At 65.9% G+C, this 14,527-nt stretch carries 14 protein-coding genes; 3 read left to right on the plus strand and 11 right to left on the minus strand.

What is annotated here, in order from left to right:
- Both pssA and QM467_RS00480 read left to right on the plus strand, forming a co-directional pair.
- Positions 1-843, plus strand: coding sequence for a CDP-diacylglycerol--serine O-phosphatidyltransferase (gene pssA, locus QM467_RS00475; protein WP_283364315.1), 843 nt, complete (start codon positions 1-3; stop codon positions 841-843).
- Between the two features lie 6 nt (positions 844-849).
- Positions 850-1,812, plus strand: coding sequence for a PhzF family phenazine biosynthesis protein (locus QM467_RS00480; protein WP_283364316.1), 963 nt, complete (start codon positions 850-852; stop codon positions 1,810-1,812).
- 140 nt (positions 1,813-1,952) lie between these two features.
- On the opposite strand, the gene QM467_RS00485 is transcribed toward QM467_RS00480, so the two are convergent.
- From QM467_RS00485 to rpiA, 4 genes are all read right to left on the minus strand, one after another.
- Positions 1,953-4,604 (minus strand): DUF2339 domain-containing protein, encoded by a 2,652-nt coding sequence (locus tag QM467_RS00485; protein WP_283364317.1) that lies wholly within the window; start codon positions 4,602-4,604, stop codon positions 1,953-1,955.
- A gap of 88 nt (positions 4,605-4,692) precedes the next feature.
- Entirely contained in the window at positions 4,693-5,397 is a 705-nt protein-coding gene (locus QM467_RS00490) for an SOS response-associated peptidase (protein ID WP_283364318.1), read from the minus strand.
- A 117-nt stretch (positions 5,398-5,514) separates the two neighbouring features.
- Positions 5,515-6,900 carry a glutathione-disulfide reductase gene (gene gor / locus QM467_RS00495; protein WP_283364319.1) on the minus strand — a complete coding sequence of 462 codons (1,386 nt, stop codon included), beginning with the start codon at positions 6,898-6,900 and terminating at the stop codon, positions 5,515-5,517.
- Positions 6,901-6,930: 30 nt separating this feature from the next.
- A complete protein-coding gene (gene rpiA, locus QM467_RS00500) occupies positions 6,931-7,644 on the minus strand; it encodes a ribose-5-phosphate isomerase RpiA (RefSeq protein ID WP_283364320.1) in 714 nt (237 codons plus the stop codon).
- Positions 7,645-7,765: 121 nt separating this feature from the next.
- Here rpiA and QM467_RS00505 point away from each other — a divergent pair, with 121 nt between their 5' ends.
- Positions 7,766-8,509 carry an SDR family oxidoreductase gene (locus QM467_RS00505; protein WP_283364321.1) on the plus strand — a complete coding sequence of 248 codons (744 nt, stop codon included), beginning with the start codon at positions 7,766-7,768 and terminating at the stop codon, positions 8,507-8,509.
- A gap of 21 nt (positions 8,510-8,530) precedes the next feature.
- On the opposite strand, the gene dapE is transcribed toward QM467_RS00505, so the two are convergent.
- The 7 genes from dapE to yihA all read right to left on the minus strand — a co-directional run bounded on the left by dapE (position 8,531) and on the right by yihA (position 14,506).
- Positions 8,531-9,718, minus strand: a complete 1,188-nt coding sequence (gene dapE / locus QM467_RS00510; protein WP_283364322.1) for a succinyl-diaminopimelate desuccinylase — start codon at positions 9,716-9,718, stop codon at positions 8,531-8,533.
- A 13-nt stretch (positions 9,719-9,731) separates the two neighbouring features.
- Positions 9,732-10,190 carry a hypothetical protein gene (locus tag QM467_RS00515; protein WP_283364323.1) on the minus strand — a complete coding sequence of 153 codons (459 nt, stop codon included), beginning with the start codon at positions 10,188-10,190 and terminating at the stop codon, positions 9,732-9,734.
- Positions 10,190-11,044 (minus strand): 2,3,4,5-tetrahydropyridine-2,6-dicarboxylate N-succinyltransferase, encoded by an 855-nt coding sequence (gene dapD, locus QM467_RS00520; protein ID WP_283364324.1) that lies wholly within the window; start codon positions 11,042-11,044, stop codon positions 10,190-10,192. Before dapD ends, QM467_RS00515 begins: the two co-directional genes overlap by 1 nt.
- Positions 11,045-11,115: 71 nt before the next feature.
- Positions 11,116-12,015, minus strand: a complete 900-nt coding sequence (locus tag QM467_RS00525; RefSeq protein WP_283364325.1) for a cation diffusion facilitator family transporter — start codon at positions 12,013-12,015, stop codon at positions 11,116-11,118.
- Between the two features lie 136 nt (positions 12,016-12,151).
- Positions 12,152-12,880: a pyrimidine 5'-nucleotidase gene (locus QM467_RS00530; RefSeq protein WP_342395088.1), complete on the minus strand. Its 729-nt coding sequence runs from the start codon at positions 12,878-12,880 to the stop codon at positions 12,152-12,154.
- Entirely contained in the window at positions 12,877-13,782 is a 906-nt protein-coding gene (gene argB, locus QM467_RS00535; protein ID WP_283364326.1) for an acetylglutamate kinase, read from the minus strand. The genes QM467_RS00530 and argB overlap by 4 nt, the downstream gene beginning before the upstream one ends.
- Positions 13,783-13,813: 31 nt before the next feature.
- A complete protein-coding gene (gene yihA, locus QM467_RS00540) occupies positions 13,814-14,506 on the minus strand; it encodes a ribosome biogenesis GTP-binding protein YihA/YsxC (RefSeq protein ID WP_283364327.1) in 693 nt (230 codons plus the stop codon).
- Positions 14,507-14,527 lie beyond the last annotated feature (21 nt).

Consider the following 14,527-nt stretch of genomic DNA (forward strand, 5'->3'; position numbering starts at 1 on the left):
ATGGAATCCGATCGTCCTTCCTCCGCCGGTCCGGCTCGCGCGACCTACCGTCCGCCCGGGCTGCGCGGGCTTCCGCTGCGCTTCGTCGTGCCCAATGTGGTGACCTTGCTGGCGCTTTGCGCCGGTTTGACGGCGATCCGCTTCGCCGTCGAGGCTAAATTCGAGAGCGCGGTGCTCGCCATTCTGGTCGCAGCCGTGCTCGACGGGATCGATGGCCGTATCGCGCGGGCGCTCAAGGGTTCGTCGCGTTTCGGCGCCGAGCTGGATTCGCTCGCCGATTTCATTGATTTCGGCGTTGCGCCGGGCCTGCTGCTGTTCTTCTGGTCGCTGCACGACCTGAAAACCGTGGGCTGGGCGGCGGTGCTGATCTTCGCCATCGCGGCGGCCTTGCGCCTCGCGCGCTTCAACGTGATGATCGACGATCCCGACAAGCCCGCCTGGATGGGCCGGTTCTTCACCGGCATGCCGGCCCCGGCCGGCGCGATCGTCGTGCTGTTGCCGCTCTATCTGCACCTGTCGTTCGACCTGCCGGAATCGCGGGCGCTGACCCTGGTCGAGGCGCTCTATGTCGTGGTCGTCGCCGGGTTGATGGTGAGCCGCATCCCGCATTATTCGGGCAAGACCATCGGCCGGGTGCCGCGCGAGGCGTTCGTCTTCGTGCTTTTCGCGGTCGCCGCGATTCTCATTCTCCTGGCCTCGTTCCCGCTACAGATGCTGATCGGCGTCAGCCTTCTCTATCTGGCGATGATCCCCTTCTCGGTGCGCGCCTTCCGCCGCCTGTCGGAACAGGACGCGGCGCAGAACGCCGGGACATCGCCGCCGCCTGCTGACGGCGCGGCCTGAGCGGCGATGCGTCTCGCCTATCATCTGCTCGACGTCTTCACGGAGCGCCCGCTCGCGGGCAATCCGCTGGCGGTCGTTTCCGACGCCGACGGCCTCGACGCGGCGCAGATGCAGGCCATTGCGCGCGAATTCAACCTGTCCGAGACGGCTTTCGTCGTCGCGCCGCGCGATCCGGTCCATACGGCGCGGCTGCGCATCTTCACGCCCACGCAGGAGCTGCCTTTCGCCGGACATCCGACCGTGGGGGCGGCTTGCCTGATCGCGCAATTGCGCGCGCCGGACATGCTGGGCCGCCAGCCTTTGCGACTGGTGCTGGAAGAGCAGGCGGGCGCGGTCGTCTGCGAAGTGGTGCGCTCGCAGGGGGCGCCGCGCGCCAATTTTGGGATTCTGCGCGCCAGTTTTGTCGCGCCGAAACAGCCCGAACTTTGCGGCGCGCTTGCGGATCGCGCGGCCATCGCCGCCGCGCTGGGGCTGGATGAAGCCGAGATCGGCTTTGACGGCCATGAGCCGGTATTGGCTTCGGCGGGATTGCCCTTCGCCTTCGTTCCGGTTCGCAGCCTGTCGGCGCTCAATCGAATCGCGCCGGATTTTTCCCGTTTCTCCGCCGCCTTCCAACTGGAGCGGCCCGCCGCCTTCCTCTACACGCACGAAACCGCCGACCTGGCGAACCATGTGCAGGCGCGCGTCTTCGTCCATAGCCCGTCGAAAGACGGGCGTCTCGCGACACCCTATGGCTTCGGCGCTCATGAAGATCCCGCGACCGGTTCGGCCGCCTGCGCCTTCGCCGCCGTCGCCGTTCAATTCGAGCGGCCCGAGGATGGGGAACACACCATCGTCATTGAACAGGGCTTCGCGATCGGCCGCCCGAGCCAGATCGCCTTGACTATGCAGATCGCGGGGGGCGCCCTGGCCGAAACCAGCGTCGGCGGCGCCTGCGTCATGATTGGCGAAGGGTTCCTGACGCTTTAATAGGTTCTTTGCCCTTGATCGCGATATATCGCGATCAAGGGACCCTTCGCATCAGCTCGGCCGATAGCCCGTCTTGGGACGGGCGTCGTTCGGCGCCCTATGGCATTCGCTCCTAACCGTTTCGCAATTCGCGAACCGGTCTAGTTTTCGGGCGGCCTTCTCGGCCGGAACACCAGCTTCTGATAGACGAGGCCGATCCCGATCAGCACCGCGCCGAGTCCGATGAAGGAAAAGGCCCGCTGCGCCCCAACCAGATGGGCGAGATCGAAAAAAAACACCTTCAGCACCGCGAGGACGATCACGGCCGCCGAGGCGACGCGCGCCTCCAGCGAATGGCGCAGCAGGCCATAGGCGAGCAGGGCCACGCCAAGGGCGAGCCAGACCGCCGAATAGGCATATTGCTCGGTCGCGCTTGTGGCCTGATTCCAGCCGATCCACATGCCCTGAAACAGGCGGCGCGTCTCCAGCGTCGCATAGAGGAAAATCAGCAGCAGCGCCATCAGCCGCGCCATGCGCAGGAACCAAAGGGGGCGCGTGGTCCGGCATAGCTTGGCCAGCCCGGCGGCGGCCACCGCCGGCAAGGCGTAGCCGAGCAGCAGGCTGTTCAGCCAGCGTCCGCCGATGACCGGGCGCTGGCTGAAAAAGGGATTGCTCCACAGCGCAAGCGAAAGGCACGCAATCAGGGCCGAGACGACGCCAAAGCCGAGCGAAAAGAAGTACAGAACCGGGCTGCGGCGTCCGAGATCGAGCCGCGACAGCACCAGCGAAAATCCCATCGCGCTGACGGCGTAGAGTCCGTTTTCCGCCAGGCTCGAATCCTCCACGAAGAGATCGCCGCCATGCAGCGCGTGGCGGATCTGGAAAAAGACCAGCAAGGCGGAAAAGACGATGGCCAAGGCTTCGGCGATCTGGGTCGGGCGATCCTCGCCGCCATTGCGCGCGAGCAGCTGCGCCGCCAGACCAAAAGACAAGGCCGGAACGCCATAGCCGAACAGCAGCCAGTTGAAGATCAAATTTGTCCCGAGCTCGGCGTCGACGATGCGCGGGTCCCACGCGAGCCGGGCGGCGATGACGAAGCCCATGGCGGCGACGGCTCGCCGCAGGGCGGGGACGCCAAGACGCGATTCGACATAGGCTGCGCCAAGGGCGGAAAGCGACAGCGCCACGGTGAGCATGCCGCGATCGAGCGTGAAGGTCAGGCCGAGCGCAAGCGCGGCGAGGGTCGCGCTGGCCATGACGCCCAGGGCGAGGCGGTCGTTCGAGCCTTCCGCGTCGCGCCGGCGGAAGGCCTGCGCGAAGGCAAGAAAGGCCAGCGCAAGAGCGAGGGCGACGAGGCCGAGCGGCAGGCTCGTCGCGGCCCAGGTCAGCCGCAGGTAAACGATGCAAAGAATGGCGAGCGGGGTTAGCGCGGCGGTCGCGGCGAGGACCAGCGCCGCGAATTTCGGGATTTCCACGCGCCGCCACAGGCTGTGGCCGGCGAGCCCGGCGACCGCCGCCGCGCAGAGCGCCGCGAACAGCTGGAAGCGGACGGGCAGGGCGGGCGGCGCCTCGGCAAGGTCGAAATTGGGCGTGTCTGTCGGCCAGAGCGCCAGCAGCCAGAAGGCGACCGCGCCCGCCCCCGCCAACAGGCCGGGCGCAAGCCAGGGCCGCGCCGAGCCGCTGGCCGCGAGCAAACCGACGACGCCCAGCGCGCCGAACAGCCAGAAATTGTCGAAGTCGCCGCGATTGGCGCAGAAGGATAGGGTCAGGCTGGCGACAAAGGCGATGCCGAGCGGCCCCGCATGGGCGAGGGCGAGACGCCGGCGCGGGCTTGCCGTCAGGGCCGCGCGGTCCAGCGCGAAAGCGAAACAGGCCAAAGCCATTTGAACGACGAAATGCAGTTCGGCGGCCTGGGGAAAATCCGGCTGTCGGCCAGCGGCGAGGGCAAGGCCCCAGAGCGCGGCGCCGATGGCGCAGGAGACGGCGAGCCATGCCCATTGCCGCAGCCGCGCCAGCCCGTAAGCGGACGCCGCGACGACGCCGAGATAGATCAGCAGCGGCCATGGGGTCGGGTCGGGCGTGGCGATCAGAAGCGGCGCGGCGAGGGCGCCGACCAGCCCGAAGCCTGCGATGGCGGGGCCATGCCACACGGCCGCGAACATGGTTGCGAGCCCGGCGGCGCCCAGCGCGACAAAGGCGAAGCCAGGACCGATAAAGCCATAGAGCGCATAGGCGGCGTAGATCGCGCCGAAGCCGGCGGTCGCGCCGGCGGCGGTCAGCACGGCGGGGGTGGGCGTCGCCTCGCCAGCGCTTTTTTCGCGCCGGCGTAGAAATTCCCCAGCGCTTGTCAGCGCCGCCGCAAAGGCGAGCCCGAGCAGCACGCGGGCGGCGGGGCCGAACAGGCCCTGTTCGATGGCGAAGCGCACCAGCAGCAGGCCGCCGAGCGCCAGAGCGATGCCGCCGACATAAACCACCCAGCGCGTGCCGATGGCCTCTTCGAGCGAGGCGGCGGGGCGCGGCGCGGGCGCGAAAAGGGGCTGTTCGGCCTGTGGCGGAACCGGTTCTTGCGGCGGATTTTCATGCAGCGGCTCGACCGGCGCGTCCAATTCCGGTCTGGTTTCCGTGGCGGCCGCCTGCGACTGGGCTGGCGCCGCCTGCGGCGGCTGGGCGGGCGGAAAGGCGCGCAGGGCCTGCAATTCCGCCTGCAAGGCGCGCAGGGCGCGCTCCATGCGGTCCATCCGGCCGCGCGCGTCCAGCGCAAGGAAGAATCCCAACGCGCCCAGTAGCGTCAGCAGGCCGGCGACTAAACTCATGGACCCCAATCCGCGCAAAACGACCGAACGGCGCGATTGTCGGCGCCGCCGCTTTCCTTTTCTTACAATGCCCCGAGGAAACCGGAAGTTAAACCGGCTGCTGAACCTCCGGCCCGTCATTGGCGACGCGGCCGACCAGCGGCGAAATAGCAAAAAATTCGATGGCGTCTTCGTCGGCGGGACGCAGCAAGTTCAGAGGCGGGGGGAAGGTTTCGTCAGGGTTGAGCCAGGCGTCGTAATGTTCCGGCTCGATCACGGCAGGCATGCGGTCGTGGATCGCGACGGTCGCGCCATTGGCCATGGTGGTGACGATGCAGGCGGTGTCGATCTCGCCGCCGGAAGGGTCGGTGAAGGTTTCCCACAATCCTGCGAAGGCCATCAGGCCGCCGCCGCTCCGGCGCAGCAGAAAGGGCGTCTTCGGCAAGGGCTTTCCAGAGTTGGGCCTGCCGGAAACGGGCCCATTGGCGCGCCACTCGTACCAACAATCGGCGGGAACGAGGCAGCGCCGCCGCCGCAGGGCCGCGCGAAAACTCGGCTTTTCGGCCAGGGTTTCGGCGCGGGCGTTAATGAGCAGCGGGAATTTCTGCGGATCCTTGACGAAGCCGGGCAAAAAACCCCAGCGCGCCAGCAGGAAATGCCGCGAGACGCCCAACGGTCCGCGCCGCGCCGTGATAATCGGGATGGGCTGGGTCGGCGCAATATTATAGCGCGGCGGAAAATTGGGTTGTTCCGCATAGCGGAAATGGGCGCGGACGGCCTCGGGCGGCGAGGTGATGGCGAAGCGACCGCACATTTCTTTGCCCTTTCCCATTGATCGCGACAGGTCGCGGTCAACGATCCCCTCGAGTCAGCTCGGCGGCGCAGTCGCGCCTGACCAGGTTTCAGAGGCTCTCGCTTGCGGGACCTGGCATTACGCTTCGTCGCGGATGTAGCGCGCCGAGCGGGTGCGCAGGGTCACCAGTTCCTCGGCGGCCGAGGGATGCAGCGCCATGGTGGCGTCGAAATCGGCCTTTTTCGCGCCGAGCTTGAGCGAAATGGCGAGCAGCTGGACCATTTCGCCGGAATCCTCACCCAGAATATGCACGCCGAGCACGCGGTCGCTGTCGCCGTCCACGATGATCTTCATGATCACCCGCTCCGCGCCGCCCGTCAGCGTGGCCTTCATCGCGCGGAACGAGGTCTGGTAAATATCGACGCAGCGGAATTTCTCGCGCGCCTCGGCCTCGGTCATGCCCACCGTGCCGATTTCCGGCGTGGTGAAGACGGCGGTGGGAATGAAATGATAATCGACTTCCTGTTCGCTCCCGCCGAACAGGCGGTCGGCGAGCAGATGCCCCTCGCGGATGGCGATGGGCGTGAGATTGATGTGATCGGTCACGTCCCCGACAGCGTGGATCGACTCCACATTGGAAGTGTTGCGCGCGTCGACCTTGACCGCGCCGACCGAGTCGAGCGCGACGCCCGCCTTTTCCAGCCCCAGTCCCTGGGTATGCGGCTTGCGGCCGGTGGCGATGAGAATCTGGTCGGCCTCGATCGTCCCGCCGTCGGAAAGCGCGATCCGCAAGCCGTCGGCCGTCTTTTCGATCGCTGTCGGCAGCACGTCGTGCCGCAGCGCGATCCCGGCGTGGGTCATGCCGTCGCGCAGACCCTCGCGCATGGCCTGATCGAAGCCGCGCAGCACGTTGTCGGCGCGAAATATCTGTGTGACCTTGGCGCCGAGGCGCGCGAAAACGCAGGCGAACTCGACCGCGATATAGCCGCCGCCGATCACGACCAGACGTTTCGGGAATGTTGCGAGATCGAAAATCTCGTTCGAGCTGATGGCGTGCTCGAGTCCCGGAATTGTGGGATGGAAGGTTGGCGCGCCTCCGGTGGCGACCAGAATGTGCCGCGCCCGGATGACCCGGTCGCTGCGGGTCAGGCGCACCTCGTGGGGGCCGAGAACTTCCGCGCGTTCCTCGAAAACCTCGACGCCCGCCTTGCGCAGATTGGCCTCGTAAATGCCGGAGAGGCGCGAAATCTCCGCCTCCTTGGCCGCGACGAGCTTGCGCCAGTCGAACTCAGGCTCTTGCGGCAGGCGCCAGCCGAAGGCCGCGGCGTCGGCGAAATCATCGGCGAAGCGCGAGGCGTAGACATAGAGCTTTTTGGGAACGCAGCCGCGAATGACACAGGTTCCGCCGATGCGGAATTCCTCCGCGATCATGGCTTTCGCGCCGTGGCCCGCCGCGATGCGCGCGGCGCGCACGCCGCCCGACCCGGCGCCGATCACGAAAAGATCGGCTTCGAATTCGCTCATCGGCGCAGGCTCCTTCCAGATTTCAGCGTCTCAGCCTTCGAGTTGGCCGACGACGCGTATTCCGCTCACATCGGCGACGATCACCACGCTCGCAAGGCCGATGAATAATCCGTGTTCGACCACGCCGGGAATGGCGTTGAGCGCGCGCGCGAGCGCGTCGGGGTCGGGGATGAGGCGGAAATCGCAATCGAAGATCGGATGGCCGCCATCGGTGAGGTAGTCCTTGTCTTCGGCGACCTTGCGCTGCACGACCGGCCCGGGGCAGCCGCAGGCGCGGGCGGCATCCTCAATGTGGCGGCGGGTCGCGACGAGGCCGAAACGATCAACCTCGACGGGCAATTTGAACTTGCCGAGATGGGCGACCTCCTTGCTCGCGTCGGTGATGACGATCATGCGCTTCGAGGCCGCCGCAACGATCTTTTCCCGCAGCAGCGCACCGCCGCCGCCCTTGACGAGGCGCAAGGCCGAATCGAATTCGTCGGCGCCGTCGACAGTCAGGTCGAGTTCCGGCGTCTCATCGAGCGTCGAGAGGCGAAGCCCCCAGCCTTCGGCCTGAGCGCGGGTGCGCTCGGAGGTCGGCACGCAGGTCACGTCGAGGCCTTCGCGGGCCTTTTCGCCGATGCAGTCGACGAAATGAGCGGCGGTCGAGCCGGTGCCAAGGCCGAGCTTCATGCCGGAGCGCACCAGGGCGGCGGCGCGTTCGGCGGCCTGCCGTTTCAGCAATTCAATGGGTGAATGGTCCATGGCGGGCTCCGGAAATTCCACGCTTTCCGCGATAGCGGCATTGGCGAAGAAAGGCAATCCGCTCGCTTGCAACCGGCGCCCGGACCCCTGATCTATGCCGAAGCAGCGCGGGAGTCTTGTCATGAGAATGACTGGCAACACAATTTTCATCACAGGCGGCGGATCAGGCATCGGCAAGGGACTCGCCAAGGCTTTTCACGCCCGGGGCAATAAGGTGATTGTCGCCGGGCGGCGCAAGGCGCCTTTGCTGGCGCTGACGCAAACGCATGCGGGCATGGATTTCTGCGAACTCGATTTGCGCGATCCTCTCGCGGTCGCTGAGGCCGCCGATTGGCTGGTCATGACCCATCCGGACGTCAATGTCCTGATCAACAACGCCGGGATCATGGCGGGCGACAAGACCGGCGCTTTCATGGACGACGACCTTACGCGCGCCATCGTCGAGACCAACCTGCTCGGTCCCATCCGCATGACCTCGGCTCTGGTCGAGCATCTGAAAACCCGGCCCTATGCGGCGGTGGTCAATGTCACATCGGGGCTGGCCTTCACCCCGCTGGCCCATTCGGCGGTCTATTCCGCGACCAAGGCGGCGCTGCATTCCTGGACCCTATCGCTGCGCATCAGGCTCAGGGGCGGGTCCGTGCGCGTGCTGGAGCTGGTCCCGCCCTGGGTGCGCACGGACCCGATTGGCTCGCGCGACGAGCCGCGCGCCATGCCGCTGGATCAATTCATCGCGGAGGCGATGGAGAAATTTGCGACCGGATTGGATGAAATTCTGGTCGATAGGGTGCGCATGTTGCGCGACAATCCGGGTCCCGATGAATGGGCCTTTGTCGAGGAATTCAACAGCCGCCGCGCGAATTGACGCGCTCGGGCGACTCGCGCATCAGGCGAAATAGGCGTCGATGATTCGCGCGTAAATCCGGGTCAGTCCGTCGATGTCCGAGACGGCCACGCGCTCGTCGATCTGATGCATGGTCTTGCCGACCAGCCCGAACTCCACCACCGGCCCATATTGCGAGATGAAGCGGGCGTCGGAGGTCCCCCCCGAGGTCGAGAATTCCGGCCGGCGTCCCGTCTCGGCCTCGATAGCCTTCGCCACCTTTTCCGTGAACTCTCCCGGCTTTGTGACGAAGGATACGGCGTTGCAGGGGTCGAAGCCCAGCTCGAATTGTTCCGCCGGCCGCGCGGTCAGAAGGCGGCGGCGAATCTCGGTTTCAAGCGTCTGCGGCGTCCAGAGATCGTTGAAGCGGATGTTGAACCGCACCCGCGCCGCGCCGGGAATGACGTTGGTCGCCTCATTGCCGATGTCGATCGAGGTGATTTCGAGATTGGAAGCGTCGAACCAGTCCGTGCCCTTGTCGAGCGGCTCGCCCTTGAGCGCGGCGCAGAGCGCCAGAAGATGCGGGACCGGATTGTCGGCGCGATGCGGATAGGCGACATGGCCCTGCTTGCCACGCACGACGAGCCGCCCATTGAGCGAGCCGCGTCGGCCGATCTTGATCATGTCGCCGAGGTCCTGGGCGTTGGTCGGCTCGCCGACGACGCAATGGTCAAAGCTTTCGCCGCGCTCGGCCAGCCATTGCAGCATCTTCACCGTGCCATTGATGGCCGGGCCTTCCTCGTCGCCGGTGATGAGAAAGCCGATCGAGCCCTTTTTGGGCGCGCCATGCTGTTCGAGATGGCGAAATGCGGCGGCGGCGAAGGCGGCGATGCCGCCCTTCATGTCGGCGGCGCCGCGCCCGTAAAGCTCGCCCTCAATGATTTCGCCCGCGAAGGGATCGACGCTCCATTTGGCGGAATCGCCTGGCGGCACCACGTCCGTATGGCCGGCGAAGAGAAGGAAGGGCGCGCTGTCGCCGACGCGCGCGTAGAGATTGTCGATATCCGGCGTGCCGGCTTCGGAAAAGGGCAGGCGGTGGGTCTTGAAACCGGCGGCGTCGAGTCGGGCCTGCAGGATGTCGAGCGCGCCGGCGTCGGCGGGCGTGACCGAGGGGCGGCGAATCAGGTCGCGGGTGAGGGCCACGCTCGGACTGGTCTCGCCGTCCAAATCGCCGTCCAAATCGCCGTCCATGTCACATCCTTGCTCAGTCCGGGCGCAGGGCCAGTTCGTAAAATTGCGCGGCGAAGGCCGCCAGCGCCACCAGAAGAACCAGCCAGGGCGCGAAGGCGGGCATCAGGCCGAACAGATTGGGCTGCGCCCAGAACGCCGCGCCCGCCGCGAAAGCCGCGAACGGCCAGACGCTGGCCCAGCCGGGGCCGTAGCCTCGCGCGCGAAAGCGCTTGGCGGAAAGATTATACTGGCTGATCTGGGCCAGCAGAACCAGGCTCGCGTAAAGCAGCAGATAGAAAAAGGCGAGGAACGCCTTGAGGTCGAACAGGCCTTGCACCGCAAGGTCGCGATGAGTCCACGAACCCATCGCCGCCCAGACGCCGGCGAGGACCAGGCAGAGCCCGGTCAGCGCCAGGGTCCAGCGGCGCCAGACCGCCGCGGAAATCGTCCCTTCGGAATTGCGGAAGAGGAAGCTGAATTCAGCCTGATCCATCAGTCGCGCAACAGCTCGTTGATGCCGGTCTTGGAGCGGGTCTGCGCGTCCACCGTCTTGACGATGACGGCGCAATAGGTCGAGGGGCCGGGCGTTCCGTCCGGCAGCGGCTTGCCGGGCAGGTTGCCGGAAACAACCACGGAATAAGGCGGGACATAGCCGACATGGACCTCGCCGGTCGCGCGGTTCACGATCTTGGTCGAGGCGCCGATATAGACGCCCATGGCCAGCACCGCGCCCTCGCCGACGACGACGCCTTCCACCACTTCGGAGCGCGCGCCGATGAAGCAATTGTCCTCGATGATCGTCGGGCCGGCCTGCAGCGGCTCCAGCACGCCGCCGATGCCGACGCCGCCCGACAGATGCACGTTCTTGCCGATCTGGGCGCAGGAGCCGACCGTCGCCCAGCTGTCGACCATGGTGGCGGTGTCCACATAGGCGCCGAGATTGACGAAGCTCGGCATCAGGATCACGCCGGGGGCGATATAGGCCGAGCGGCGGACGAAACAGCCGGGCACGGAGCGGAAGCCCGCGGCGGCGTGGTCCTTGGCGCCCCAGCCGTCGAATTTCGAGGGAACCTTGTCAAACCAGGTCGCGCCATAGGGGCCGCCGGGAATGACATGCATGTCGTTGAGGCGGAAGGACAGCAGCACGGCTTTCTTGAGCCACTGGTTGACCTTCCAGCTGTCGGGGCCGGTCTTGCCGGGGATTTTCTCCGCCACGCGCGCCTTGCCGGCGTCGAGCAGGTGCAGCGCCGATTCGACGGCCTGGCGCACGTCGCCCGTGGTCTGGGGCGTGATGTTGGCGCGATCCTCGAAAGCGGCGTCGATGATGGTCGCGAGCGCGTGCGGCATGAGCGTTCCCCTTTGAAAATTTGTTGCGCTGGTTTCGGGTTTTGGCGCGGAGAAGTCAAGGCTGCGCCGGATCAAGCCATGACAATGCCCGTTTGTTTCGCCTTGCTCTCGGGTTCGACATGGATGTTGATCAGCGCGCCCGGAAACTCCGCTGTCAGCGCGTCCTCGATCCGGTCGCAGATGTCATGCGCCGCGCCGACCGTCATGGCCGAGGAAACGATGAGATGGAAATCGATGAAGGTGGCCTTGCCGGCGTGGCGTGTCCGCAGGGCGTGCGCTTCGATCGAGCCCGCGCCGCTGCTGGCGATGATTTCCCTGATGCGCGAAAGCTCTTCCGCCGGCGCCGCCTCGTCCATCAGGGCGCTGACATTGTCCCTCACCACGCCTCCTCCGCTCCACAGGACGTGCAAAGCGACAAGGCCGGCGAGCGCCGGATCGAGCCATTCGATCCCCGTCACGACGACCAGCGCGACGCCCGCCAGCACCCCGAGCGAGGTGACCACATCGGACATAAGATGCTTGCCGTCGGCCTTCAGCGCGGCTGAGCGATGCGCGCGGCCCTGCAGCACGAGAAAACGGCTCCACAACCCATTGAGCAGGGTGGCGCCCATGCTGACCGCGAGGCCTGCGCCGGGCGCCTCGATCGCCCGGGGCGTCAGGAAGCCCAGATAGGCCTCGTGCATGATCGCCAGCGCGGCCAGGATGATGAGGACGCCCACCGCAACGGCGGAAAGATATTCGGCCTTGTGGTGCCCATAGGGATGCTCGTCGTCCGGGGGCTGGGCGGCGATGCGAATGGCGACAATCGCCGCCAGGGCCGTGGCGACATTGATAATGCTTTCAAGCGCGTCCGAGTAAAGCGCGATGCTGCCCGTCAGCAGAAAAGCGACATATTTCACGCCGAGCACGACGACGCTCACGCCAAGGCTGCCGACGGCGATCTGATTGAGGCTCAGGACAGGGAACTTCAAGGCGTCTCCGGCGCTTTCAACGCGCGCGCCGCGGCGCGCGGCTTGAGGCTGCTGCGATTGAATTCGCTGCAGGATCGGGCGGATCATATCCGAGACGACGCCCGCCGCAAAATTTTCGGGCGTTTCGCGCGCGGCGTCAGATCAGCCGGTTCAAAAAATCCACGAGATCCTCGGTGACGAAATCCACATGCGGCGGCGTGTCATCGTGCTTTTCCCAGTCTTCGCGGTGGTCTTCCGCGCCCTGTTTCGGGCGCACCAGCACCGTCAGCATGCCCGAGGCGTGGGGCGCGGCGAGGTTGTGGACGATGTCCTCGAACATGGCGGCGCGCGACGGATCGACGGAATGGCGCTCGAAAAAGCGCTGATAGGTCTGCAAGGCGGGCTTGGGCAGGTAGTCGCCATGCTCGATGGCGAACATGCCCTCGAACAAATGGTCGATTCCGAGCTGCTTCGCAGTGGCCAGCGCATGTCCGTGCGAGCCATTGGTGAGAATCAGCTTGCGGCCGGGCAGGGCCTCGATCGCCTGCGCCAGTTCGGGATTGGGGTCCAGCGACGAGCGGTCGATGTCATGGACGAAATGCAGGAAGTCGTCCGGCGCGACGTCATATTCGCGGATCAACCCCGCCAGCGTCGTGCCATAGACGCGGTAATAATGTTTCTGAAGCGCGCGCGCGGACTGGCCGTCGAGTCCGAGCAGCGCGATCATATAGGCGGTGATGCGGGCGTCGATGCGCGGCCACAGATCGCTGTCGGGCGGATAGAGCGTGTTGTCGAGATCGAAAACCCAGGTCTCGACCTTTCTGAACATCTCGACCCGGCGGAAATCCGCCAGGCGAGGCGCGCCTTGTTCGCTTCGATCGGTCACCTTGTGATCAGCGTGCCCGCGCCGTGATCGGTGAGCAGTTCGATCAGCACGGCGTGCGGGATCTTGCCGTCGAGGATGACGACGCCCTCGACGCCCTGCTCGATGGCGTAGATGCAGGTCTCGACCTTGGGAATCATGCCGCCCGTGATGGTGCCGTCGGCGATGAGCGCCGGGATTTCGCTGATGCGCAACTGCTTGATGAGATGCTTGTTCTTGTCGAGCACGCCGGGAACGTCGGTCAACAGAAGCAGGCGCTTGGCGCCGAGCGCCCCGGCGATGGCGCCGGCGAAGGTGTCGGCGTTGACGTTGAAGGTCTCGCCGGCCGCGCCCTGCGCGATGGGGGCGAGCACCGGAATCAGCTCGCGCCCGAGCACCTGCTCCAGCACCGTGGAATCGACCTTGGACGGATCGCCGACGAAGCCGAGGTCGACCGGGGCCTTGCCCTCCTGCTCGACCTTCACGACCTTCTGCGCCGTGACCATGTTGCCATCCTTGCCGCACAGGCCGATGGCGCGACCGCCTTCATTATTGATGTAGCCGACAATCTGCTTGTTGATGGCGCCGGCGAGAACCATTTCAACCACTTCGACAGTGGCCTTGTCGGTCACGCGCAGGCCGTCGGCGAATTCCGACTTGATGCCCAGCTTGTTGAGCATGGCGCCGATCTGGGGGCCGCCGCCGTGAACCACCACCGGATTGACGCCGGATTGTTCGAGCAGGACCATGTCGCGGGCGAAATTGCGCGCGGTCGCCTCGTCGCCCATGGCGTGGCCGCCATATTTCACCACGATGATGGTGTCATCGTAATGCAGCATGTGCGGGAGCGCCTGCATCAGGATCTTGGCCTGATCGATGGCGGCTGCCTGGTCGAGGGGGGCGGAGGGGACCGGGGCTTCGCTCATTTCTGCTGCCTTTTGATGGGGTGGCGCCTGTTTAGCCGATTTGGGCGGGCTGGAAAATCGTTCTGTCGCGTTCATACAGCAGCTGCGCGACCGCGGCGCGCAGATCCGACAGACCTTCGCCCTTGTGCGACGACAGGAATATGACGTCGGGATGGGCGGCGGGGTGTTCGCGCAGGATCGCCTTGGCGTCGGCGATGGTCTTTTCGACCTGGACCTGCTTCACCTCGTCGCGCTTGGTCAGGACCACCTGATAGGAGAGGGCGGCCTGATCGAGCTTTTTCAGCATGTCGCGATCGAGGTCCTTGACGCCGTGGCGGCCGTCGATCAGCACGAACACGCGGAGCAGGCTCGCCCGCCCGCGCAGGAAATCCTGCATCAGCTGGGTCCAGCCGGCGATCTTCTCCTTGGAGACGGCGGCGTAGCCATAGCCCGGCATGTCCACCAGACGCAGCAGCGGCTCCTTCGGGTCGGGGCCGAGCGCGAAGAAATTCAGCTGCTGGGTGCGGCCCGGCGTGTGCGAGGTGCGCGCCAGCGTCTTGCGGGTCGTGAGCGCGTTGAGCAACGACGACTTGCCGACATTGGAGCGGCCGGCGAAGGCAATCTCGACCGGCCCCATCGGCGGCAGGCCGTCGATCTTGTCGGCGGCCCAGATGAATTCGCAGTTCTGCGCAAACAGCTTGCGGCCGATTTCAGCGAAATCGAGGGCGGGTTCGGATTCTGTCACGGAATGGCTCCGAAGGAAATA

It is taken from the genome of Rhodoblastus sp. 17X3 (genome assembly GCF_030056575.1).
Taxonomy (GTDB): Bacteria; Pseudomonadota; Alphaproteobacteria; order Rhizobiales; family Beijerinckiaceae; genus Rhodoblastus.